The sequence below is a fragment of the Chryseobacterium taeanense genome (assembly GCF_900099685.1).
Taxonomy (GTDB): Bacteria; Bacteroidota; Bacteroidia; order Flavobacteriales; family Weeksellaceae; genus Chryseobacterium; species Chryseobacterium taeanense.
The window spans coordinates 65,274-90,224 of sequence record NZ_FNDW01000009.1; the positions used below are offsets into that span (position 1 = coordinate 65,274).

At 35.4% G+C, this 24,951-nt stretch carries 23 protein-coding genes, 1 tRNA gene and 1 pseudogene; 13 read left to right on the forward strand and 12 right to left on the reverse strand.

The genetic code is table 11. The features are described from left to right. Positions 1-6: 6 nt before the first annotated feature. Positions 7-1,065: a HEAT repeat domain-containing protein gene (locus BLR30_RS12820; protein WP_089859469.1), complete on the forward strand. Its 1,059-nt coding sequence runs from the start codon at positions 7-9 to the stop codon at positions 1,063-1,065. Continuing rightward, a complete protein-coding gene (locus tag BLR30_RS12825) occupies positions 1,062-4,490 on the forward strand; it encodes a sulfatase-like hydrolase/transferase (protein WP_089859471.1) in 3,429 nt (1,142 codons plus the stop codon). The genes BLR30_RS12820 and BLR30_RS12825 overlap by 4 nt, the downstream gene beginning before the upstream one ends. Before the next feature lie 189 nt (positions 4,491-4,679). Here BLR30_RS12825 and BLR30_RS12830 read toward each other — a convergent pair whose 3' ends face one another. Then, positions 4,680-5,912 (reverse strand): YaiO family outer membrane beta-barrel protein, encoded by a 1,233-nt coding sequence (locus BLR30_RS12830; protein WP_089859473.1) that lies wholly within the window; start codon positions 5,910-5,912, stop codon positions 4,680-4,682. Positions 5,913-6,624: 712 nt separating this feature from the next. On the opposite strand from BLR30_RS12830, the gene BLR30_RS17585 reads away from it, so the two are divergent. Next, the gene (locus BLR30_RS17585; RefSeq protein ID WP_175443661.1) at positions 6,625-6,786 is read left to right on the forward strand and encodes a hypothetical protein; all 162 of its coding nucleotides are present in this window, start codon (positions 6,625-6,627) and stop codon (positions 6,784-6,786) included. Positions 6,787-7,294: 508 nt separating this feature from the next. Here BLR30_RS17585 and BLR30_RS17925 read toward each other — a convergent pair. Next, a complete protein-coding gene (locus BLR30_RS17925) occupies positions 7,295-7,768 on the reverse strand; it encodes a hypothetical protein (RefSeq protein WP_228400766.1) in 474 nt (157 codons plus the stop codon). Between the two features lie 253 nt (positions 7,769-8,021). After that, the gene (locus tag BLR30_RS17770; protein WP_089859476.1) at positions 8,022-8,609 is read right to left on the reverse strand and encodes a Crp/Fnr family transcriptional regulator; all 588 of its coding nucleotides are present in this window, start codon (positions 8,607-8,609) and stop codon (positions 8,022-8,024) included. Positions 8,610-8,678: 69 nt separating this feature from the next. On the opposite strand from BLR30_RS17770, the gene BLR30_RS17775 reads away from it, so the two are divergent. Then, positions 8,679-8,837, forward strand: a complete 159-nt coding sequence (locus tag BLR30_RS17775; protein ID WP_175443662.1) for a hypothetical protein — start codon at positions 8,679-8,681, stop codon at positions 8,835-8,837. 25 nt (positions 8,838-8,862) lie between these two features. Beyond that, entirely contained in the window at positions 8,863-9,279 is a 417-nt protein-coding gene (locus tag BLR30_RS12850; RefSeq protein WP_089859480.1) for a pyridoxamine 5'-phosphate oxidase family protein, read from the forward strand. A 139-nt stretch (positions 9,280-9,418) separates the two neighbouring features. On the opposite strand, the pseudogene BLR30_RS12855 reads toward BLR30_RS12850, so the two are convergent. Together BLR30_RS12855 and BLR30_RS12860 are read right to left on the reverse strand one after the other, a co-directional pair. Then, positions 9,419-9,778 (reverse strand): annotated as a pseudogene (locus BLR30_RS12855) (DUF932 domain-containing protein); the annotation flags it as partial. A gap of 39 nt (positions 9,779-9,817) precedes the next feature. Beyond that, a complete protein-coding gene (locus BLR30_RS12860) occupies positions 9,818-10,234 on the reverse strand; it encodes a single-stranded DNA-binding protein (RefSeq protein WP_089859482.1) in 417 nt (138 codons plus the stop codon). Positions 10,235-10,850: 616 nt separating this feature from the next. Between BLR30_RS12860 and BLR30_RS17780 the strand changes: the two genes are divergently transcribed. Next, positions 10,851-11,012 carry a hypothetical protein gene (locus BLR30_RS17780; RefSeq protein WP_175443663.1) on the forward strand — a complete coding sequence of 54 codons (162 nt, stop codon included), beginning with the start codon at positions 10,851-10,853 and terminating at the stop codon, positions 11,010-11,012. A gap of 17 nt (positions 11,013-11,029) precedes the next feature. Continuing rightward, the gene (locus BLR30_RS12865) at positions 11,030-12,604 is read left to right on the forward strand and encodes a recombinase family protein (RefSeq protein WP_089859685.1); all 1,575 of its coding nucleotides are present in this window, start codon (positions 11,030-11,032) and stop codon (positions 12,602-12,604) included. On the opposite strand, the gene BLR30_RS12870 is transcribed toward BLR30_RS12865, so the two are convergent. Continuing rightward, positions 12,558-12,637: transfer RNA gene (locus BLR30_RS12870), tRNA-Leu, on the reverse strand. The two genes, BLR30_RS12865 and BLR30_RS12870, sit on opposite strands and share 47 nt — an antisense overlap. Positions 12,638-12,712: 75 nt before the next feature. Then, positions 12,713-13,480 (reverse strand): MBL fold metallo-hydrolase, encoded by a 768-nt coding sequence (locus BLR30_RS12875; protein ID WP_089859485.1) that lies wholly within the window; start codon positions 13,478-13,480, stop codon positions 12,713-12,715. A gap of 53 nt (positions 13,481-13,533) precedes the next feature. Here BLR30_RS12875 and BLR30_RS12880 point away from each other — a divergent pair, with 53 nt between their 5' ends. Both BLR30_RS12880 and BLR30_RS12885 read left to right on the forward strand, forming a co-directional pair. Further along, positions 13,534-14,961 carry a nicotinate-nucleotide adenylyltransferase gene (locus tag BLR30_RS12880; protein WP_089859488.1) on the forward strand — a complete coding sequence of 476 codons (1,428 nt, stop codon included), beginning with the start codon at positions 13,534-13,536 and terminating at the stop codon, positions 14,959-14,961. 12 nt (positions 14,962-14,973) lie between these two features. Further along, positions 14,974-15,423: a GAF domain-containing protein gene (locus BLR30_RS12885; RefSeq protein WP_089859490.1), complete on the forward strand. Its 450-nt coding sequence runs from the start codon at positions 14,974-14,976 to the stop codon at positions 15,421-15,423. A 327-nt stretch (positions 15,424-15,750) separates the two neighbouring features. On the opposite strand, the gene BLR30_RS12890 is transcribed toward BLR30_RS12885, so the two are convergent. The 5 genes from BLR30_RS12890 to BLR30_RS12900 form a co-directional block, all read right to left on the reverse strand. Further along, positions 15,751-16,488, reverse strand: a complete 738-nt coding sequence (locus BLR30_RS12890; protein WP_089859493.1) for an ABC transporter substrate-binding protein — start codon at positions 16,486-16,488, stop codon at positions 15,751-15,753. A gap of 26 nt (positions 16,489-16,514) precedes the next feature. Further along, complete coding sequence (mgtE, locus tag BLR30_RS12895; protein ID WP_089859496.1) at positions 16,515-17,837, reverse strand: magnesium transporter; 1,323 nt, start codon at positions 17,835-17,837, stop codon at positions 16,515-16,517. Between the two features lie 142 nt (positions 17,838-17,979). Further along, a complete protein-coding gene (locus BLR30_RS18095) occupies positions 17,980-18,123 on the reverse strand; it encodes a bacteriocin-like protein (RefSeq protein WP_449390419.1) in 144 nt (47 codons plus the stop codon). Between the two features lie 37 nt (positions 18,124-18,160). Then, on the reverse strand, positions 18,161-18,304 hold the full coding sequence (locus tag BLR30_RS17785; RefSeq protein ID WP_175443664.1) for a bacteriocin-like protein: 144 nt from the start codon (positions 18,302-18,304) through the stop codon (positions 18,161-18,163). Between the two features lie 335 nt (positions 18,305-18,639). Continuing rightward, the gene (locus BLR30_RS12900) at positions 18,640-19,194 is read right to left on the reverse strand and encodes a pyruvate decarboxylase (protein WP_228400767.1); all 555 of its coding nucleotides are present in this window, start codon (positions 19,192-19,194) and stop codon (positions 18,640-18,642) included. A gap of 169 nt (positions 19,195-19,363) precedes the next feature. On the opposite strand from BLR30_RS12900, the gene rpsO reads away from it, so the two are divergent. From rpsO to BLR30_RS12925, 4 genes are all read left to right on the forward strand, one after another. Continuing rightward, positions 19,364-19,633, forward strand: a complete 270-nt coding sequence (gene rpsO / locus BLR30_RS12905; protein ID WP_089859502.1) for a 30S ribosomal protein S15 — start codon at positions 19,364-19,366, stop codon at positions 19,631-19,633. 232 nt (positions 19,634-19,865) lie between these two features. Next, positions 19,866-22,097 (forward strand): polyribonucleotide nucleotidyltransferase, encoded by a 2,232-nt coding sequence (locus BLR30_RS12910; RefSeq protein WP_089859507.1) that lies wholly within the window; start codon positions 19,866-19,868, stop codon positions 22,095-22,097. 963 nt (positions 22,098-23,060) lie between these two features. Beyond that, positions 23,061-24,119, forward strand: coding sequence for a LysM peptidoglycan-binding domain-containing protein (locus tag BLR30_RS12920; protein ID WP_089859513.1), 1,059 nt, complete (start codon positions 23,061-23,063; stop codon positions 24,117-24,119). 20 nt (positions 24,120-24,139) lie between these two features. Then, the gene (locus BLR30_RS12925; protein WP_089859516.1) at positions 24,140-24,940 is read left to right on the forward strand and encodes a PAAR-like protein; all 801 of its coding nucleotides are present in this window, start codon (positions 24,140-24,142) and stop codon (positions 24,938-24,940) included. The last annotated feature ends 11 nt before the right edge of the window (positions 24,941-24,951 follow it).

Below are 24,951 nucleotides of genomic sequence, written 5' to 3' on the forward strand. Positions count from 1 at the left end.
GTAAAGATGCTAGATTCTGTACATTTTATTTTTCTGGTTTTTCTGGGAATGCTGTCACTGGTACTTGTAATGATTATTATAGTCATCATTTACAGTATTTATCAGTACCGATTTTCAGTCCGCATTTCGGGATGGTCTGAAATAATCAATAAAAAAATCACAAAAGTGATCGTTTATGAGGAAGATGAAGCGTTGACCGATCATGATTTTATAGAAGCAAACAAAGATCCACTCTTTAGGAATCTTTTTTTGCAAAAACTGGTCGATTCTGAAAAGAAATTTTCCGGAGCTGCCAAAGGCAAGATAAAACATCTTTTTGAAGAATATAAACTTCAGGATGATGCCTTAAAAAAATTAAGCCAAAAGAAAAGCCATCTTATTGCAGGCGGAATACAGGAACTTACCGCTATGAACGTGGAAGAAAGCCTGCCGGAAATCTCCAAATTTCTTACCCATGCTTCGCCACAGGTTTATCAGGAAGCTCAATATGCTTTGGTAAATTTTAACGGTTTTGAAGGACTACATTATCTAGATACTATACAGTCTGTAATTTCAGAGTGGCAGCAGTTGCGTCTGCTGAGTTCTATCACTCACATTTCAGAAAATTCTGATGGTTTAATAAATGGCTGGCTACAAAGTTCAAACGATTCTGTGACTATTTTTACGCTTAAATTAATCAGGAAATTCCAGATTCTTTCGGTTTACTCTATGGTTGCCGAACTTACGGTGCATTCTTCCACAGAAGTAAGAGTACAGGCAGTACAAACTTTACTATCTCTAGAGAATGCCTCAACGATTACGTATCTTATTGAAGCCTATCCCGATCAACCTATCGAAGTTCAGTTCGAAATTCTTAAAGCAATTAAAAGTTCAGGAGATAAAAGCTCTCTAAATTTTCTTAAAAATCAGCTGCTCAACAGCACTGAATCTGCTGTAAAAGTTTATGCTGCTGAAGTACTTTTTTCGTTGGGACAACAGGAATTTTTAGAACTGCTTTCTCAGGATGAATCTTCCTCAAAAGAATTAATAAAAATAATTAAACACGCATTGCAGGAAAAAATATGATAGAATTCTCGCATATCATTTACGAAGTCGTTATATGGGTGTTTCTCATTTATGGTTTAGCTGTGGCAATTATTTACGGATGGATAGGAATCTATGCATTGGGAGCTGTATTAAGATATAAAAAAGAAAATACTTTTACAGATTATAGCATCATAGCAGCGAATCCCAACGCTCCTACTTTTAGTATTATCGCTCCGGCTTACAACGAAGGAATGACCATTGTAGAAAATGTGCGTTCTCTTCTATCTCTTTACTATCACAATCTGGAAATTATTATTGTAAATGATGGCAGTAAAGATGATTCTATACAAAAACTGATTGAAGCTTATGATCTTGAATCTATTGCTTATTTCATACAAGGTAAAATAGAGACCAACAAAGTGAGAGGTGTCTATAAAAGTAAAAATCCTGCATTTAAAAAGCTCATTGTTGTAGATAAAGAAAATGGTGGTAAAGCAGATGCACTCAATGTTGGTGTTAATATTTCTTCCGGCCAATATCTTGTCTGCATAGATGTAGATTGTATTTTGGAACAGGATGCTATTCTTAAACTAGCCAAGCCATTTTTGGAACAAAAAGATAAAAAGTTTATCGCATGTGGCGGAGTGATTCGTCTGGCGAACAACTGCGTTATTGAAAATGGTAAAGTAATCAGTGTCAATATGCCAAGAACACTGCTGGGAAGAACTCAGGCATTAGAATATATAAGAGCTTTCGTGCTCGGAAGAATGGCTTGGTCACGAGCATCGGGGTTGATTTTAATCTCAGGAGCATTTGGAGTTTTTGACAGAAAAATTGTACTGGCCTGTGGTGGGTATGATAAGAATACTGTAGGAGAAGACATGGAGTTGGTCGTACGTATGCGAAAGTATATGGAAGAAAGAAATGAACCCTATGAAGTACTTACCATTCCTGACCCTTTATGCTGGACAGAAGCTCCGGAAACAAAAGACATCCTCAAAAAACAGAGAAACAGATGGATGCGCGGCACCATAGAAACACTTTGGAAGCACAGAAAGATGATGTTTAACCCAAAATACGGAAAACTGGGAATGATCAGTCTTCCATATTGGTTCTTTTTCGAGCTTCTGGGTCCATTGGTAGAATTTTCGGGATATATTATTTTTATTATTTTTCTATTACTGGGCATTATCAGTTGGCCCTTTTTCACAGTTCTGTTTGCGTTGGTAATTTCAATGGGATTTTTGTATTCTATCTACGCAGTATTGGTTGATCTTGTGAGTTATCAGGTGTATACCAAGAGAAAAGACTTTTTTTCGCTTATTGCAACTTCTTTTTCCGAACCGTTTTATTTTCATCCTATTGTTGTAAAAGCTGGGGTTAACGGATTTATCGATTATTTTAGAAACTCTCACGGTTGGGGAGAAATGACGAGACAGGGCTTTAATCAAAGCACAAAAAATTTACCTTTAAAAGAAAGAATTTTAGTTATCCTAAAAACTGGACTTAAGCAATGGGGAATTCTTGCGGTCGTATTCATGATTCTTTTTTTAGTAGGAATTGCCGCAGAATCGCTTTGGTATTGGTATTCATTTCCCTCAATAGACACATCACAAATAATTGGCAACCTTTTGTTTGAAAATATTCTATTTGCCTTAAAGCTGATAGCCTTAATGGGTATTATTTATTTAATTTTATCGTTCATTAAAAAAAGCTGGGCAAAAACACTCACTATTGGAGTTTTTCTTACGGTAGCTGTTACGCAATACATTTTGTTTCTTTATTTTTCTGAAACCCATAATCTCCTCGGAGCAGACGTTTTCTATTACACAAAAGCAGAAATAAAACAGATTTTACGGGCAAGCGGAATGCTTAATTACAAAAATTTTGCCTTAATGGGCATTTTGATTGTAGTGGTACTTGTCCCCTTGTGGGTGATGGGGAAACGAGCATTAAAATCAATTTACATGGGTCTGACATTATTGATCATCGGGTTACTGGCTTTCTTTGTCCCTTCTTTTGTTTTAGACACAATTGTTTTGAACAATACCAACGAATTTAATAAAGACGCCGCAAAAAGCAAGTGGGTCTATTTTTTTAATTCAAATGAAGATAATTTCATCAGCGATCATCCTGAAATCGTTAAACTTTGGGGTGGAAGTGACAAGTTTCAAAGGAATTCTGAAATGCTGAATGAGAATTTTCCTTTTTGGAGAAAAGAAACTACGCCCGACTTTTTAGGTCAATATCTTAACAAATCTGAAAAAGCACCTAACTTGGTTTTTATTGTTATGGAAGGCTTTGGGCATGCGTATTCTTCTCCGAAAGGATATGTCGGTAACTTTACTCCTTTCCTGAATTCATTATCAAATAAAAGTCTCTATTGGGAAAACAGCTTAAGTTCGGCAGGTAGAACATTTGGAGCATTGCCTTCATTGACAGGTTCTCTTCCTTTTGGTAAGAATGGATTTTTAGAACTCGAAAAAACTCCGCACAATTTTAATTTATATAATGTCCTTAAAGCAAATGGTTTTGAAACCGGTTTCTATTATGGTGGCCATATACAGTTTGACCGTTATCGTGAGTTTTTGACGTACAGCAAGGTAGATCATATTGTAGATGAAGAATTATTCAGCAAACCATACCGTAAGCTTCCTTCTAAAAATGGAGATAGTTGGGGATACGAAGATCAGGCTGTATTTAGTAAGATGCTAGAAGTACAAACTCCAAGCGATCGACCTTATTTTAACATGATTTTGACCTTATCAACTCACAATCCTTTCTTGATAAATAATAATGATTATTACGAAAAAATGTACAGCAAAAGGCTGCAATCTGATATTTTGAATCCTGAGCAAAAAAAGTGGGCAACAATACATAAGAAAGAATTAATTTCTGTTCTGAATGCTGATGATGCTCTAAAGAAATTCTTCGAAAATTACAGCAAACGTCCGGATTTTGGCAATACAATTTTTGTAATCACCGGTGACCACAGTATGCCGGAGGTTATTCTGCAATCTAAAATTGATAGATTTCATGTGCCGATGATGGTTTATTCGCCATTAATCAAAACGCCAACAAAATTTAATAAAATCGTTAGCCATTTTGATCTTGCGCCTTCGTTGCTATCTTATTACAGAAATAATTACAGCTTACATACACCTTCTACGGTTGCATGGTTGGGAAGAGGACTTTCTGTGGGTTCGGAAACTTTAACTTCCGGGATTCCTATGATGCAAAGTAAAAACCTTCTGATCGATTTTGTTTTTAAAAATTATTATCTTCATGACGGACAGCTTTTTATTACCAAAAATTTAGAAGAAGGTGTCTACAATGATGATGCACAACTACAAAAGCTCAATGCAAGATTCAATCAATTTAAAACAATGAACTCCCGCTTCTATGCTTCTAAAAAATTAATGCCAGATTCGGTAGTTGTTAATTTTATGAAAAAAGTAAAGTAGGGTTTTTCTAAAATAAATTCTCCGAAATCATATTTCCAGATGAAATTATATTAAGACTTTGAAAGATTCTGTTGAATTTTTAAACATAAAAAAAAAGGTTTATTAAATAAATTTCAATAAACCTTTTATATATCAAAAACAACCTGTGTTTCAAAGAATTTCACCAATTGTTTTTGATTATTTAAATAACTAAAATTTTCTTGTGTACCCTAATGTAACATCAAACTGATTGCCTTTTACATTCGGTAGATATTCCTGATTATAATACATTGTTCCCACTGAAAAGAAATTTCTGTAGACAGCAAAATTATATTCTGCTCCTACTTTGAAAGTTTTTAGTTTAAAGGTTTCGTTCTCCAAAAGATTGCTACGGTTTTCTTCAGGACTAATTCCTTTTCCTATCTGAAAGGCAAAATAATCATGGCTGCTTTTAGTATAGTAACGTACAGTTCCTGTGTAAGAATGTGAAATATTTTTGTTATCTGGAGTAATATAGGTACGCAGATTAAACCAAAAATTCTTGTAATATTTACCTACTGAAGCGGTATACAACCATATATTATTCGTGAAATAAAGTTGTCGGTAACCAATCTCTGCTTCAAAGCTGTGTGGTAAATTGGCATTCAAAGAAACTCCCGTACGGTATTTCGGGAAAATACCAACATCCTCAGAATAACCAGCACCTACATACAAATAAAATGTTTTAGACAATCTCGGATAAGCTTCCAGTTCTATCTGTGTACCGTTTTGCGCAAACTTGTTGGCATAATTTCCTCTCAGGATTATTGATCCCAGCGAAGTCATTCTTTTATAACTGACCCCTACAATATGCCAATCATCGCCAAATTGCTTATCAAAATGTGAATAATTGTAAGTTATACCTACTTCATTTTTAGAAGAAAACTCATTTATTCTAACAGCAAGAGCTCTTGCCTCCGTATTTTTTGGATTGATTACTAAAAGATTAGTGATCGCTTTTTCAGCCTCGGAATACTCATTCATTCCAAAATAAACCTTTGCTTTCAAAAGCCATAATGCTTCAGACGAAGGATGATTGATCAATCCCTCATCGATCATCTTAATGGCATTTGTATTTTGATCATTCCAATACTCAAGCGAGGCATATGCGATAAAATAGTCTTCATCTTTTACTCCTCTACTCTGCAAATTTTCAAATACAGTTCTGGCAGCAGAAATATCTTTATTCCATGTGTATAATCTGCCTAAAAAAATAGAAATATCTGTATAATCGGGAGCTTTTTCTAATGCCTCTTTTGCGAGAGAAATAGATGCCGCATAGTCTTTCTTCTCAAAAGCCGTAGTATACGCTTTCTGAAACAGCTCATCAGCAGTAGCATTTTGCTGAGCCAACATCGTAATTGGAAATAACAGCAGAAACAACAAGGATTGGCTTCTTTTCATTAATTATAAATGTATTTCCACAAATATATTGAACTTTTTCGTAGTAAACCAAACTAAATATTTTCCATGAAAATGTTTTTTATTGGATGAAAAATTACTACTTTTGAATACTACTGAAAGCGGGAAACCTACACAATTAAGACATCTATAAAAAAGGATATAGAAATCTTCATTAATAAGAGCCTGTTTAAATTTTATTGAATAAAATTTTTATTGCGGATAATTTGACCATAGTTTCATAATTTTCCATAGAAGTTTATAGTCCCTGCATAACCCTCTGCCATTATCAAACCAAGCGAAAGCTCTCTCTATAATCCATGTTTTGGAAATAGGCTTAAAATCTTTTTTCTTTTCATCATTTCTCATCGCCACAGGAACTTTACATGTAAGGTAACAATTTTAACAAGTATGAGCTTGCGCGCAAATGAACTGGTAGTGAAAACACTCTCCAAGGTGGCTATATACTTCTATGTACCAATAGGGAACTATTTCACTATTTTAGTGAAAATTATGACCATTCTCAATTAGAAAGAGAATTTTGAGAATATTATCTATTTGTTACCTTAAAACATAATATAGCCAAAATCTATTAAATTTAAATCGGTACATTAAAATATGTGCTACTTATAATAATTAGATCAGAATCCAAAAAAAACGATAGAAATTTTTACAATATATGTGCTTTTTTCATTGCCCTGTCAATTTGGAGCGTATGGTGGTAAAAGATGTAGACAAGGCTTTGCATTTATTTAAAAATTATTTCGGCTTCAGCATAATCGCAAACCGCAACAGCAAAATGGCAGTCTTGGAAAACAACGATCAATTTGCCCTTGTGATCTGGGGACAGGTATTGAACAAAAAGGAAGATACCTGACTATCCCAAGAATTTCCATATCGGATTTTATCAGGAGGATGAGGAAGCTGTTTGGAATATGTACAGAAAGCTCAGGGAGAAAGAAAACTTACGATTTGAAGCAGAACCGAATCTATCAGAAATATTTTTAGTTTCTATTTCTATTTTGAAAATCTCATGATAGAGATCAGTGTGAATCCGTTTTCGGAAAGTATTGAATGATTTTTTGCTGACGAGCTATGAGATATGATCATCCCACAAATCTTTCCATTGACTTAAATTGTTAAGGAAATGATAATATTCTTCAGTGTTCCAAGAAATAATTTTTGAGCCAAACTCGATCATATGGAAGATTAAGTGCCCCTGATGAAGCTAGTTCATTTTTTGATCAACAGTAAAATTCATAATTTAAGGTGAAGATACTAACGGTACCGTTAAAGTATATCAGTACCTTAGTATATTGAAATATACCAACCTAGAATAGAAAATCATGAAAGTATTCTTATATTATAACGATTCCTTAATCGGATTAAAGGGTCTTCTTCCAGAATACACGTAATCTAATAATAGCAAAACATCCCGGGATCATCGGCAGAATGGCTGTCCACATCCCGGGAAAGTAGTATTTCCCCGTCGTCTTATAGTAGAAATTAGGCATGTTTTCGATGACAGATCCTTTAATTGAACCCGTGATGGGATGGGGGTTATGTGGAAAAAGATCAGGCGCAATTAATGGAAAAATAAAGTGCGTAAATTCAGCGACACCAGGACCGATGAAAATAAACCAGGCTACAAATCCGGCAATCGGAATTCTGTAATATAAACCCAAGGAGGTCAGCGTATAAATGGTAGGTCCTACCAGTGCAAATACCATTAGGAAACTTTTTTCACTCCATGGAATTCCGAATAGGCGGCTCATTGCGGGAGCGAAACCCATCTGGTACTCTTCAATAATATGGATCTGCAATGCGGCTACCGTAAGAACAAAGAGTGGTAATATCAATGATGGACTGACAGGATTCCTTAGATAGGTCCTATGCCAGCAGAAAAATGCGATAATTGCTGAGCCGCCAACGATAATGACCGGTGGAAGTCCGATGGAAAAATATCCTGCTATCGGGGTAACAATGGTAATGACGACTACTAAAGCAACGCTGAGTTTTTGATTAAAGAATAATGGATGGATCATAGCGGTATGAATTTTTGGCCAAATTACAAATCCGCTTATAGCCTGCATTTATCAAATGATAAAATCGCTATTTTATCCTCCGAATCCTGCTCAAGGAAACTTGGGTAATTCCCAGATAGGAGGCAAGGTCGGCCAGACTGATCCGCTGTAGGAGATGCCCCTGATCTTTTAAAAATCTGTTATATGCAACAACTCCCGTTTCCTCCAGCGAATGGCCCACCCGGCTCATCATTTCAATAACTGCCATAGAAAGGAGCTTGCGGTAAAATGTTTCGATCTGATGATACTCCTGACATAATGTTTGAAGATCATTATGGAGAATATAGCTTACCGTAGAATCTTCCAGTGCTACAATATCGCAAACGGAAGGTTTTTGTTGAATAAAACTATCCAACACTGAAAACACATTGCCTTCCGAAAAGAAGCGCATCGTAAATTCCCGGCTGTCAGTAGTCAATAGGGTTTTTACAAGTCCGATATTTAAAAAGTATATTTTATTGCAGATCTTCCCTTCCTCTACAAGAATATCCCCTTTTTTATATGCTTGTTCTCTAATTTTAGAATGTAATGCAATGCCGGCTTTTTCATCCAATCGGCAATGATGTTCTACGAATTGAAAAAAATCTGATGGTTTTGGATCGGTTGGTCTTATCATTTTGACAGATGTTTTATATTTAAAAATAACTAATTTAATGATACTATTTAAAACGCTTTTTAAAAGATCATGGTAATTTTAGGAAATGCAATTGCCAAACCTTCTTACAGAAAAGATGCGACAATAATAAAGAATGGTAACGGACAAGAGATCATGTATCGGTACGGATTTTGGTCTGTGCAAATAAAGCAGATCAATACCCTTGCTATTTATGAGCTCAGGATATGATCACCATTAAACCAAGAACAATATTATGAAAAAAGCATCATTGAAAACCATTGCAGAAAGAATGAAGAATCTCGATTTCTGTATGATGGTCACGCAGGACGAACAACAGGTCTCTTATTCAAGGCCTATGAGCAACAACGGTAAAGTTGAATATGACGGCGACTCCTGGTTCTTTTCCTATGAAGATAGTCATAAAGTCGAGCAGATTAAGGAAAATAAGCATGTCAATCTTATATACCAAACTGATGATATGTTATTTATCGAATGTACCGGTACCGGTGAAATTATAAAGGATAAGGACACACTTAAAGAAAAATGGGTTGAAGGCCTTGACCAATGGTTTCCGGAAGGCGTCGATACTCCAGGCATCTGTCTGATCAAAGTGCATGCAAGCAGGGTGCGATTCTGGCATAAAGAGGAAGAAGGTGAATACACTGCATAGTTGTAGGTTATTGTTTGTTTCCTGAAATGAAATAGAGAATAAAGGTATTGAATAACACAAATCCCGACATTGGTCGGGATTTGTTATGAAATTAAAATTTTAGTATGCTTTATCTAATCAGAGTCTCATATAGGATTCAATCTCCACCGCCTACAATAGAATCCAAAAATGAAAAGGCTTCGCGGTTTTGTACGATCTGGTAATCTTTTCCGACTACGCCTAAAACGGTGTTATTGTCGGTACGGATATTGGCAAAATAGTTGGGAACTTTCAATTCTGAATATATTATTTCGATTCCGCTATTGTTTTCTATAATTCCAGAAACTTTAGTAAATAAGGGAGATTTTTCGACTTGATAGTCAAGTCCTGCAAATTTGATAGCTTCTTTGCTTGTTGGATGTTCCTCTATGATCTGTCCTAAATTGTGCCATGGTTTTTCCTTAACACTGAAAAATGAATATTTCCCTGTTCTGTTGTTGAAATTTAAATTATGTGCCATGATGATAATATTTAATTGTTAAAAATCTTGTTTATCGTTTTAGAATGGGATATCATCATCTTCCTCACCTTTTTGAGGAGCAGAATTCGAAATTTCCTTCCGAGGTGTATTTTTCGATTCAGTAGACTTGTTTTCAGTACTACTACTACTACTACTACTATGAACTTTGATCTGTGAGGTGTGGAAATTAAGCCCTGCATGGGCTTCTCCGTCTTTTCCTATCCATGCGCTTGTATAAGCTCTACCGCTTAACTCAACTAATGTTCCTTTGGTGAGGATTTCCGCTACTTTTGGAGAAATCCAATAAGCACATTCAAAATAGGTCGTCTGTTCGATTCGTTCGCCTTGCTTATTGCGATAGTTGTCATTGGTAGCAATAGAGAAATTGACAACTTGTTTTTTGTTTGACAGGGTACGGACTTCCGCATCTCTTGTCAGTCTTCCGATAATGTTCATAATTGCTTATTTTAAGATTGTACATTTTGATTTGTTTTCAATCTCTTCTCCGTTCTTGCTCTTGAAAGCCTTTCAGGCTTCGCTGAATATTTTTCAAAAGAAAAACTGGAAAAAAGAAAGCAGATATGAAGTGTTGACAATAAGTAAAAGCCAAAAGGAAACGGAATAATTGGAGGGTACCTTTAGGGAGGAAGCCGTTTATGCCGTAGTGTTTTGGTGGGATAAGATGACGGCTGACAACAATACCTTAGCTGCCTTCTTGCCGGTTTTATTATGGAAAATGTTAAGTCTAATAACGGTCAATAACCTGCTTTTTTATATGAATTGAATGTTTAATTTCAACATTTTTGATTTTATTTGTAAATTAGTTTAAGCTAAGAATGATGAATTTCTTTGCATTAATTTTCTCTTGTTGCACTTAAAAATAAATTTTAAACGTAATCACATCTTTTGTAAACAGAAATTTTTCTACTATGATAGTAAATGTTAAGTATTTCGTTTGATTTCACTTTTTTTTAAGCTTCACACATTTATATTTAAAGCCAAATGCAACAGAAAAGTGTCTGGATTTACTTTTAGAACACTTGTCCAATACTTTTATTAAAAAAGTATTGGCATGGAGAAGAAAGTTGAAATTAGTAACATTACGGTAGATGAAATTATCAAAATATTTAAAGAAGAGGAGAGAGTTGAACTAACTATTGCGGATGCGGAACTGATTGTAGAATTTCTAAAAATGCTAGCAACAATTACGATAAAGCGTTTTTTAGATGAATAACATTTTAAGATTTATATATGAAAAAAGCTGATTTATATATTCGTGTGTCAACTGACGAGCAGGCAGATAAGGGCTATTCGCAAAGAGATCAGGAAGAGCGATTAAAACGTTACTGTGAAAACAATAATATTAAAGTAGGTCAAATAATCTATGAAGATTATTCCGCAAAGACCTTTAACAGGCCAGAGTGGATCAAACTACTGGATACGCTAAAGAGAAAAAGCTCAAAAACCAATCTACTGCTCTTTACAAAATGGGATCGCTTCAGCAGGAACGCTGGAGATGCTTATCAAATGATTAATATACTTAGGAAAATTAGCGTGGAACCACAGGCTATTGAGCAACCATTAGATCTTTCAATTCCCGAAAATAAAATGATGTTGGCGATCTATCTTGCTGCTCCTGAAGTCGAAAACGACAGGCGCGCTTTGAACACATATTATGGAATGCGTCGTGCAAAAAAAGAAGGCAGATTAATGGGAAGGGCACCTTACGGTTATATTAATAGAATTACGGAGAAAGGGGAAAAGTATGTGACGCCGAAGGAACCGGAAGCTTCTAATATGCAATGGGCATTTAACGAGATGGCCAGAGGAGTATATTCAGCGAGCCAAATTATGGATATGATGAACAGGAAGGAAGGAAAATCAGTTAAAATAAGTGCCTTTCTCGCAAGTTTACGCAATACGGCATATTGTGGAAAAATTTACGTGGAGCAATTCAATGAAGAGGAGGCTCATTTTGTTAAAAGTATTCATGAACCTCTGATTAGTGAAGAACTATTCGAAAAAGTTCAATGTATAATGGATGGAAACGTGAATCCAGCCAGACCCAATGTAAAAGTATTGTCCGACGATAATTTACCTTTGCGAGGTTTTCTAGTTTGCCCGGAATGTGGTCATTTGGTTACCGGCAGTGCATCTACGGGACGTTCCGGAAATAAATATTATTACTACCATTGCCAGTCACCGTGTTCATACCGTTACAGATCTGAGATTTTAAATTCTAAATTTTTAGAGATATTACAGTCATTGGAAATGCGTGCATCTATAAAAAATTATTTGAAAAAGGTGCTGAAGCAAAATTTTGAAAAATTTATTAATAATCCCCAAAGAGAAAGGAAAGCAATTCTATTAGAAATAGATCGTTTAAACAGCAGATTGAAACAGGCAAGAAATAAACTGATGCAGGAGGTAATTGATGATGAAGATTATCTTGAAATTAAAATAGATTGTAAGGTACAAATTGAAAAGCTCGAAGCTAAGTTAACTAAAGGAAAAGATAATAAGAAAACAGATTTTCCAAAACTACTAGACGAAGCATTATCGAACCTAGTAGACCTTGCGAAAGTCTATACTGATGGGGATATTGACGTAAAACGTAAGATCATTGGTTCGATATTTCCTGAAAAATTGCAATTTTCAAAAAATCATTATCGAACCACCCGACCTAATGTTATACTCTCTTATATATATCAGATAAACAATGAGTTAGGAGCGAAAAAAAACCGGAAAGAAAGTGAATTATCACCTCTTTCCGGTTTTGTACCCAGGACCGGGATCGAACCGGTACTCCTAAGAACTGGTGTTTGAGACCAGCGCGTCTACCAATTCCGCCACCTGGGCCAGTGTTACCTTGTTTGAATCGGTGTGCAAATATAGAAACTTTTTACGAATTCCGAAAAAATATTAAGAAAAAAATTAAAAAATTATTTCTAATCCATCGTAAGCAAGGTGCATCCCGGATGGAAGTTGTTTGTCTTCAATATCATGCAGTCCCAAATGATGGCTGATGTGTGTTAAAAATAATTTTTTAGGTTTTAGTTCCTCAAATAATCTTATCACATCAGGCAAGATGAAATGAGCAGGATGTGGATCAGATTTCCTGATACAGTTTAAAATTAATACGTCCAAATTCTTGAGTTTTTCTTTTTCAGCGTCAGAAATAAAACCGGCATCGGTAATATAGGCAAGCTTTTTAAATTTATAACCAAAAATGGTAATCTTAAAATGAACGACCTCAATTGGTGTAATTTCAGTATCAAATACAGTAAATGGTTCATTTTCAATTTCATGAAGCTCAAAGGTAGGAGCTCCGGGGTATTTTTCATCTGCAAAAGCGTAAGGAAATCGTTTTTTTACCTCATTTCCTACTCTTGATTGGCAGTAAATAGGTACATCATTTCCACTTTTGAAAATGAGAGGCCGCATATCGTCAAGACCAATTACATGATCGTTGTGTTCATGGGTAAGGAGTGTAATATCAACTGTATTTTCTTTGTTTACAAGCATTTGTTGCCTGAAGTCGGGACCACAATCAATCAATATTTTTTTGCCTTCATCGGTGGTTATCATAGCAGAAGATCTTAGACGCTTGTCTTTGGGATTTTCTGATTTGCATACCTCGCAGGTGCAGCCAATCACGGGTACACCCTGGGAAGTTCCCGTTCCTAAAAATTTCAACTTCATTTCTTTTGAGGTTGTTTTAATTTTGGTAAATTTACGAAAAATTTAATGTCCTAATGTATCAGAAACTAACTCCTAAACAAAAAGCATTAACAATTAATCTAGATCCTACTATTTATGGTACTTTCGCAGAAATTGGAGCAGGGCAGGAGACTGTTCGACACTTTTTTAGAGCAGGGGGGGCTTCCGGTACAATCGCTAAGGCAATGTCTGCTTACGACAAAGATTTTAGTGATGCGATCTATGGAAAAGAGGTAAAAAACAGATACGTCACCCAAAACAGGCTGCGAAAAATGCTTCGTTATGAAGTAGCTTTGATTGAAGAGCGGATTTCCAGAGAAAACAACCCGAACAGAAAGTTTTTTTCTTACGCAAATACCGTTACGACAATTAATTTCGATAAAACAGTTAAAGGTCACGGCTGGGTAGGAATCCGTTTTCAGGTAAAGGAAAATGAAGATTACAATGAAATTGTTATTCACGTAAAATTTAAAGAAAATGATGCCACGTTACAACAGGAAACTTTAGGAAATCTTGGGGTAAACCTTATTTTCGGGGCATTTCATTATTACGATAATCCTCGAAATTTAATTGAATCTCTATACGATGATGTTGCTAAAGACAATCTTGAAATTGATATGATTGATTTCAGCGGACCTGCGTTTTCTTATGTTGATAACAGGCTGATGTCTTTGCAATTGGTTAAAAATGGAATGACAGATGCGGTGATCTTTAATTCCGAAGGAAACAATATGCTTCCTGCAGATATTTTATACAAGAAAAATATTTTTGCCGTAAGAGGAAGTTTTCGCCCGGTGACTAAAGTGAATATTGATATGCTGAAGAACGGTCTTGAGATGTTCCAGAAAGATGCAATCTGTACACCTGATGAAATTGAAGTTCTGATTGAGATTACTATTTCGAATCTTCGTGCAGACGGCGATATTGATGAACGGGATTTCCTTGACAGAGTTGATGTGCTGGCTAAGCTGGGATATACGGTAATTATTTCAAATTATTCGGAGTATTACAGGCTTATTGATTATTTTGCCTCATACACAAGCGGAAACATCGGCGTTGCTATGGGGGTAAATAATCTCCTCATGGTTTTCGATGAAAAATATTACAAAAATCTTTCTGGAGGAATCCTGGAAGCATTCGGTAAGTTTTTCCGAAATGGAATGCAGGTATATTTATATCCTTATAAAGATCCTGAAACACATGAATTGCTGGATTCTTCCACATTAAAAGTAGAAGAAAATCTGAAAGAGCTGTATAAATATTTCAAGCACAACGAACGTATTGTAGATATTACGAATTATAATCCGGAGTTTTTGGAAATTTATTCAAGAGATATTCTGAAGAAAATCGCATGCAATATAAAAGGCTGGGAAACACAGGTTCCGGAAGGTGTGGCGGAAATGATTAAAGAACGTGGAATGTTCGGTTACAAAGAAGAACTTTCACTAAAACAATTTTCTTAAAAATAATATTAAATGTCAGAATTAAAAAAAAGGCTTTCATCGATTTTAGAAAGCCCTAAACATAATACGGAAGAGAAACTTGAGAAAGTTTGCCATCTTTTGGATCAGGAAATATCTTATTTCAACTGGACCGGGTTTTATTTCAAAAATGGGGATAAAGACGAATTGAAACTAGGGCCTTACGTCGGGGCTCCTACAGATCATACGATTATTCCATACGGAAAAGGAATCTGCGGACAGGTTGCGGTTTCTAATGAAACATTTGTCGTTCCCGATGTAAATGAAGAAAGCAACTATCTAAGCTGTTCCATTGATACGAAAGCCGAAATTGTTGTTCCTATTTTCAAAGACGGAAAAAATATTGGCCAGATCGATATTGATTCTCATACTGTGGATCCTTTTACTGATGAAGACAGGGAATTATTGGAGTGGCTTTGCAACGAAGTTGCAAAGATTTTGTAATTAAAAAGTTTCTTATTTATAATGACTCCGGCCCGACGGGCCGGAGTTATTTAGTTTTCGTTCTTTTTTACCTGACTATTTTCTATATAATATTATTATCTGCATAATAAGCAAAATCTGCGGGAGATAAAATAATAAAGTAAATTATCTGCTTAAAGCAATTCGTGTAAATCTTTGGTTATGTGTTAATTAAAAAGCATTGAGTGATTTCAAAAATGGGTTGAAAAGCTACTATATCGTCTCACAGAAGTTCCACAATCTCCGCGCATATATCTGTATGATTTGTGAAATCTGCGGGAGATAAAAAAGCAGTTGCATAATTTCATATTACATTTTAATTGCTTCCACTTCAGCAATCAGTTCCTTAAAATAATTTTCGCATTTCGCTATATGCGTTCCGTACCACGAAAAAGCTTCGCCGTCTACAATCATAATTTTTTTATCAGGATAAAACGCTTTCAGCTCACTAATATGTTTTTCTTTAAAAGGAAAAGGTTCGGAAGAAAGCATGATAATCTCAGCTTCTGCTAAATCTTCAGTTTCAATGACAGGATAACGTTTCTGATCTTTAAATGCATTTTCAAAGCCAATTTCTTCCAGTATTTTATGGATAAATGTATCAGATCCTACCGTCATATAAGGATTTTTCCATATGAGATAGGCAACTTTTACTTTTTGATTAATTTTAGCCTGATTGAGAATATCATAAATTTTAAGATTGAAAAGTTGGGCTTTATCTTCTTTATTAAAGATTTTGCCTAAATTTTTGAGCAAATAATAATTGTCTTCAATATTCTCAACGTTACTTACAAAGACTTTAAAATCATTCATTAAGGTTTCGACCTGTTCTTTTATATTTTCTTCTTTGTTGGCTAGAATAAGATCCGGATTTAATGCTCTTATTTTATCGATATTAATATTTTTTGTCCCTCCGACAATGTCAACGTTTTTCACTTTTTCTTTGGGATGGATGCAAAATTTTGTCCTTCCGATTACTTCATTTTCCGTTAAACCCAAATCAAATAAAGCCTCAGTTATAGAGGGAACCAAAGAAACTACTTTCATTATAATATTTTAGATGTCGCCTAAAATTACAAAAGTTTACCCGTTAAGAAAAGTCCGGCAACGGAAAAATAGATAATAAGTCCTGTAACATCAACCAGTGTTGCTACAAAAGGAGCAGAAGAAGTAGCCGGGTCAAGTTTTAATTTTTTAAGAATAAATGGAACCATAGAACCGGAGAGTGTTCCCCAAAGAACGATCAAAACAAGAGAAAAACCTACACTTAAGCCTACAAAAGACCAGTGTATTCCGTAGTCGAAAAAGCCGGCTTTATGCCAGATCATGATTCTCAAAAATCCGATAATCCCTAAAATCCCACCTAGAAATAATCCCGTGAATATTTCCTTTCTCATCACATACCACCAGTCTTTCAATCCGATTTCCTGAAGTGCCATTGCTCTGATAATCAGTGTTGCTGCCTGGGAACCCGAATTTCCGCCACTCGATATAATCAAAGGAACAAACAAAGCGAGTACAACGGCTTTCTGAATTTCATCTTCAAAATATCCCATCGCCGAAGCGGTAAGCATTTCTGAGAAAAATAAGATAATCAACCACATTCCTCTCTTCTTTACCATTTCCATCAGTGAAGTCTGCGTATAGGGAAGGTCTAGGGCTTCAAGACCCCCGAATTTCTGGATATCTTCAGTGTTTTGCTGCTCAATCTGGTCGAGAATGTCATCAATAGTTACGATTCCTACTAACACGCCGGCTTCTGTAATAATCGGAAGGGCAGCCCTGTCATATTTCTCAAAATATTGCACGGCATCCTCTTTTGAAGTGGTTGTTGTAATAGCTACGAAATGATTATCTGTAATCTCTGAAATTAAAGTTTCTTCTTCTGCAAGTAGAAGGCTTCCCAACGCAATGTCATCAATCAGTCGGTTTCTTTCATCAACAACATACAGGTAATTCATCGTTTCTACCTTACTTCCGACTTTTTTAATTTGTTGAAGACATCTTTTTATCGTCCATTCTTTACGGATCTGAATATAATAAGGTGTCATCAGACGCGCAATTGAATCGGAATCATATCCCAATAATTTTAATGCGATTCTTCTTTCCTGCGGATTCAGATGATTAATAGAATATTTAATGAGTTCATCTGGAAAATCTTCAAACAGTGCTGTCCGGTCATCGGGGGTCATGGCATTGAGGATTTCAGAAACCTCATCACTTCCGATACTTCGGATCGTTTCTTCCTGAAAATCAGGATCGAGATGTGAAAAAACCTCCGCTTTGTATTCTTTCGGAACTTTCAGAAATGCCAAAAGCCTCTCATCAGCGTGCAATTCGCTTAGAGTTTCGGCAATATCGGCAGGATTGAAGATAAGTTCATCTCTAGAATTCAAAACGTCATTTTTTTGGATACGCAAAAATAGCTCAAATTTTTAAAACAAGCCAAGACTGCCAGAAATTTAAGAATTAATTAAACTGGAAGAATAAAAAAAGCATCTGCTTACAGATGCTTAAAATCAAATTTAGTTTAATGGTTTACTCCTCTATACACGCATATTCAACGCACATTCTGTTGCAACACCAGCCGATTACGCATTGTGAATGGCTGGTACATTTAGTAAGTGCGGCACCATTAATTTTTTCCTGTTGTTTGCGGGTTAATTTTTTTAAATTTTTCATAATAATAGATTATTGGTGATTATTATTGTTTTATTCCTTAAACTTCCGGGCAGTTATAATAAACACAGACATTCTGGCAACAGGATCCACCAGGACATTCAAAATGATATTTACATTTTTGCAGTACGCCGCCGTTGATTGTTTTCTGATCGTTTCGGGTCAGTTTCTTTAAATTTTTCATAAATAGTAAGTTTTAATTAGATAATAAATGTAATAAAATAAATCTAATTATTCACTCTTAAATGATAAAAAATACCAATTAAATGTGTATTACAGTGATTGTTATATATCATTTATGTATTAATAAAACAAAAAACACCCACAAAAACTGCGAGTGTATGAAGAATTTGAATTGAGATAGTTTGAAATGAATTGTTTCGACTAAAATAAAAAATATATTTTAATTATTCACCATGTGATGAATATAATTTTATGAACTTTAATGATGTGCATAGTATTTTAATTAAGAGATTGTGCAGTAATGCTATAAGTAGTTAAGGCTATAGTGATTAGAAACTAAAAACCATTTTCATCAGAAGGTTTTATCTTCCTTAATTGTTTGAGGATTCCTTTGATGGCACCGTTTGTCCCTATTTTTATAGAATTTACAGTAGATCCCAACAGTCGCATATTCTTTCGGTAGGTGTCGTAATCGGTTTGGGTAATGAGATTACCTTCAGCATCGAAAAGCTTCATACTTACGATAACCTGATTGGAGAAAACATATTTTCCGATTCCAACCTTAAAATATTTAACTTTAGGTACAATCGCAAAATCCGCATCATTATTGAGGCAATAATCTGAAATCGTTTTTTTATCAATACTGTCAAAAGAAATTTGTACCTCGGTTTTTAGCATTTTACTTTTTCTTTCGCTTAAATTGTCAGAAACAGCACTGAAAAAAGCGGTATTAGTCGGCTCTTTGATTTCTTCAATATCAGGATCTACTTCAGGATTGAAGTATAAGACTTTTTTTATCTTATGGCCATTATTTCTTTGCGCTTTAAACAAAGAAAAGCCGGATAAAATGAATAGGGCGAAAATTATGAAAGTAGTAGATTTTCTCATCATGAACTCATATGCAAAATTATTGCCTTTTAACGGGATAGCATAATGTTTTTAAGAAATTTTTAACATTTTTATCTATCAAATTCAATTTATGAAATCAATAATTGTTGCAGAATTAAAAAATTGTTGTAATTTTGCAGCCGTTACATAATAATCATTAAACAATATTGGAATGTACTTAACAACAGAAAAAAAGCAGGAAATTTTCGCAAAACACGGAAAATCTGCACAAGACACAGGAAGTGCTGAAGGACAGATTGCACTTTTCACTTTCAGAATCAATCACTTATCTCAGCATTTAAAGGCTAACCGTCACGATTTCAACACAGAAAGATCTTTGGTGAAATTGGTAGGTAAGAGAAAAAGTTTACTAGATTACCTTAAAAATAAGGATATCGAAAGATATAGAGCAATTATTGCTGAACTAGGTTTAAGAAAATAATCTACAAAGATTTAAAAAGAAGCAACTTCGAAAGAGGTTGCTTTTTTCTTTGCCTATAGTCTGGAAAAACAGACTGTTTGAATATAAAAAATATAGACAAACCTGTGTTTTGATACGGATTTTAGGCTGAAGAAGTGATATATCCAAATAATTACATTAAATTTGCATCGAAAATTTAAAAAGTTTAAATATTAATTCGTACTCATACGGAGTACAAGAGACGAAAAATTTTATGAGCGTACCTCAAGCGTTTACAGAAACGATTACTCTTGCAGACGGCAGAGAAATTACAATTGAAACAGGTAAATTGGCAAAACAGGCTGATGGATCTGTGGTAGTGAAAATGGGCGGAACGATGCTTTTAGCAACCGTTGTAGCCAATAAAGAAGCAAATCCGGGAGTGGATTTTTTACCATTAACGGTTGATTACAGAGAAAAATTCTATGCAGGAGGCAGAATTCCGGGGAATTTTTTCCGTAGAGAAGCAAGACCTTCTGATCAGGAAATTTTAACAATGCGATTGGTAGACAGAGTGCTACGTCCACTTTTCCCTGAAGACTTCCATGCGGAAGTGCAGGTGATGATTTCATTAATTTCTTACGACGGAAAAACCATCCCTGATGATTTAGCAGGTTTGGCAGCTTCTGCGGCAATCGCTATTACGGATATCCCTTTCAACGGGCCGATGTCTGAAGTAAGAGTGGTAAGATTCAACGGTGAATTGGCTATTAATCCAAGTTATGAGCAGCTAAAAGATTCTGAACTGGATATCATGGTGGGAGCTACAAAAGATTCCATCGTAATGGTAGAAGGGGAAATGAAGGAAATTTCTGAACAGGAAATGTTGGAAGCCATCATCTTCGCCCATGCTGAAATCAAAAAACAAATTGAAGCTCAGGAAAGATTAGCTGAAAAAGTAGGTAAGGCTTTCCCGAAAAGAGAATATTCTCACGAAGTTCACGATGAAGATATCCGTGAAAAAGTGTGGAAAGAAACTTACGATAAAGTTTACGAAGTTGCAAGAACTCCTTCTGCAAAAGAAGAAAGAGGAGAAAAATTCAAAGCGGTTCTGGAAGAATTCCTTGCTCAGTATGTAGATAATCCTGAAGAACTGGAAAGAGTATCTCCTTTCGCAAAAATATATTATCATGATGTAGAGAAAGAGGCTATGCGTCAGATGATTTTAGAAGATAACATCCGTCTGGATGGCCGTGATCCTCAAACGATCCGCCCTATCTGGTCTGAGATCGACTATCTTCCGGGAGCACACGGTTCTGCCATCTTTACAAGAGGGGAAACGCAATCTTTAACAGCGGTAACATTAGGCTCTGTAAAAGATGCCAACATGGTGGACAGCGTTATTTCTCAGCACGACGAAAAATTCTTTTTACATTACAACTTCCCTCCGTTCTCTACAGGTGAAGCAAGACCTTTGAGAGGAACTTCAAGAAGAGAAGTAGGACACGGAAACTTAGCTCAAAGAGCTTTACAGGCTGTAATTCCTGAAGAGAATCCTTATACAATCAGAATTGTTTCTGATATCTTAGAATCAAATGGTTCGTCTTCAATGGCAACAGTTTGTGCGGGTACTTTAGCGTTAATGGATGCTGGGGTACAGATCACAAAACCTGTTTCCGGGATTGCAATGGGATTGATTACAGATACAAAATCAGGTAAATTCACCGTACTTTCTGATATCTTAGGAGATGAAGATCACCTTGGGGATATGGACTTTAAAGTAACGGGAACTGCTGACGGTATCACTGCCTGTCAGATGGATATCAAAATCCAGGGGCTTTCTATGGACATCATGGAAAAAGCTTTGATGCAGGCTAAAGACGGAAGATTACACATTTTAAATAAAATTACGGAAACGATTGCTGAGCCAAGAGCGGATGTAAAACCACACGCTCCGAAAATGGTCGTAATGGAGATTCCGAAAGACTTCATCGGTGCGGTAATCGGGCCTGGTGGAAAAATCATTCAGCAGATGCAGAAAGATACGGATACCGTTATCGCGATTGAAGAAATCGGTGAAATCGGACGTATCGAAATTGCGGGTACCGACAGAGAGAAGATCAATGCGGCAGTGGCAAAAATCAACGAAATCACTTTTGTACCGGTTGTAGGACAGGTGTACAACGGAAAGGTGGTGAAGATCATGGATTTCGGAGCTTTCGTAGCGATTGCAAAAGGTACGGAAGGACTTCTTCACATCTCAGAAATCGAGTGGAAGCGTCTTGATAAAGTACCTTATAAAGAAGGAGATGAAGTGGAAGTGAAATTTATGGGATATGATGACCGTAAGAAAATGAAGCTTTCAAGAAAAGTGTTGTTGCCAAGACCTCCGAAGCCGGAAGGGAAACCAAGACAGGAAGGTGAGGGAAGACCAAACCGACCTGAAGGGCAAAAACCACAGGGTGAAAAGCCTGCTGAGGACAACAATCCTTCAACTGAAGCATAAGATTAGTATTTATCTATGATATTTGAAACCACCGGATTTCCGGTGGTTTTTTGTTTGGCCTTGTATAGAAGTAAGGATTGTAAGTCTGCGCTATCTGGTGTGTCATGCTGAATGAAATGCAATGGAATGAAGAATTTTCCTGGAAAAACTGCTTTAGCATTTGAATGTCTATTACTTTCTTTACATTTTCGGACAAGAATATTAGTTTATCATGCAAGAATGTTCTACCGTATTGCTAAAATGTAACTCTATACCGTGCCAATGTAAAACAATAAGGCAAAAAAGTGAAACCGGATCGCAAGAAAGTGAAACCATATTACAAGAAAGTAAAACCAGATCATAAAAAAGTAAAGTTACATTGCAGGAATGTAACTTTATGTCGGAGGAATATAAGATGTTATCGATCATGCATTCTGTAAAGACCAAGATGTTTCGGATTGCAATTCTGAGTTGGCGTATTAATTACTGCCCCGTTTGGGAATTAAAAGATTTTTTCTAATTCAAACCTAATCAAACGTCTTTTTATCTCTGCTTAAATGTATGCGTAAGCAAATATTTAGTTAACCCGTTGTGTATTTTGCTTCATTTTCGTCACTTCGAGTAGATTTTTGAAAAAAATCATATCGAGAAGTTTATAATTTTGAAGATAGATTCCATCCTCAATACATTTTTCTACACTTTGTTGCGAAAAAAACACTCGACGTGACAAAGCTATTGTCAAAATTTCTCAAAATGCACAACGGGTTTAGTTATGTTTTTATTTACATTCAAAAAAAACATTTATATCCTTGAATTTACCGGATTTTATGTTTGCGGCAAAAAATTTAAATTAATTTTTATATTTTTGAGCAAACAGAAATACAAATACATGGAAAATATACTTTCACAAAATTTCCCTTTTCAGGAGAATTCTATTTTTTCTTCTTTAATTTCAAGGCTTACTTTCAAAACATTTTTTACGGTATGAGTTTTTACCTTAAATGCCATATTGTAAAAAAGGGAGAAACTTTGAAACAGATTGCTGAACTATATGAGATTCCTGATATAGAGCTATTGAAATATTTTCACCATCAGCATGCCCCTAAAAACAGCAATCATCTGGGAACAACTCTTTTTGCCGGACAGGAAATTTTTATCCCTGATGAAAATGATATCCGTACTATTTTAGAAAAAAGAAATTTAAATAGTGAAGAAAATAATATAAAAAATCACAATCAGATTGAAAACGGAAATTTATTGCCTGATTTTCAATCTATTGATCACACTTATATCGTTGAAATAAGAGATGTTTTTGAAAATAGAACAGATCATGTACAATTTGAAGTTTTATTACAATATCTGGATAAACAGGACTCCAATTATATTTTTAAATTCAAAAAAGAAAATCTTTTATTAAGTGGTGAAAAGCCCGAATTGAAAGTATATAATCTGGCCTCGAAATGTGCATCTGTGTTTTCTTATGTAGAGGTAGGGATTAACAAAAATGCTTTGTTGTCGTATGTTCATAACTACAAAGAGATTTATAATAAATGGAAAACCTTAAAAGAGAACCTTTACAATCTTTATGAAGATGCTCTGTCTCTAAGATATATTGATGAAATAAATACTGTTATAGAAGATAGGGATACTCTGACCTCTTATCTTAGGAAGGAAATTTTTCTTCAGTTTTATTTTTCGGTTTATTTTAAAATGTATGCTGAAGGGAAATCTGAAAATATAGCTCATTTCTTATTTGATGAAATACTGCACGAAAATGTGTATGAAATTGACATCAATGATAAACTGATTGCCATAAAGCAGGAATCTCAATCTATTGATAAACGCAGTCTGCACGAAATCTTCGGGAACATAAAAAGTAAAGAGGAGCAGAATGATGAAAGTGAATTGCCTGAATTTACCATCACGGCTAAATACCATCTGGATAAAAGTCAAAAAATACTGCAAAATGCCGAAATAAAAGTAGAATCATTAGATTATCACACAAAGAAAGTTCAAGAAATACAGATACGTTTGAAACATTAATTCGACACAAATACACACAAATGAAAGAATATAAAGTAAAAAAGGGCGAGACCTTATCGTCTATCGCCCGAGATATAGGATTACCTGATGCCTATACGCTGAAAACATTTCACAATTTTAATGGTTCTATAGAGAAAGGTATAGGAAATGACATCCGTGAAGGAATGATCCTTACCATCCCGGATGCCCATGAAGTAGAGAAAATTAACGGTGAAATGGAAAGTAAGAGAGCGAAAAATGCTGATAAATTAAATGCAAAGGAAATTTCCGGAAATAACAAAAAAGAATCTAATGAAGATCAGCATGAAAGGGAAAATAAAAATGAACCTAAAGAGAAAGCGGCAAGTGAGCACGACGGAAAACTTTTTGTAATCCAGAAAGGTAAAGCCATCTGCGACAAGGGGGCTAAGTTTCCACAATTTAAGGTTACTAGTCACAAAAAGCATTATATCAATGACGATGGTTCATCCGACAATTATCTTGCCGTGACCCAAAATGATGTGCAATTCAATCCTCCTGCAGCACCTTTTGGGAATTGTTCGCTTCAAAACGGCCAGTCATGCACTTTTTCTCCTGCAGGTAAATGGCAGAAGGTCTACCAGAATGTAAAAGTTATGGACAACGCTCTTATTACCGAAATCTCAGAGCTCCAATGCACCATCGGCGGAAAAATAAAAGTAATGGATCACGGCCAGCGGGAAGAGCTGACCAAACAGAACTTCAGGAATGCGGACAGGAATTTCCACAGCTATATCAATCCGTTGGTGGATTTGAGGAGTTTTGTGGATGAGATGGATGAAGAAGAATTGGATGCTTATTAATTTTAGAAACA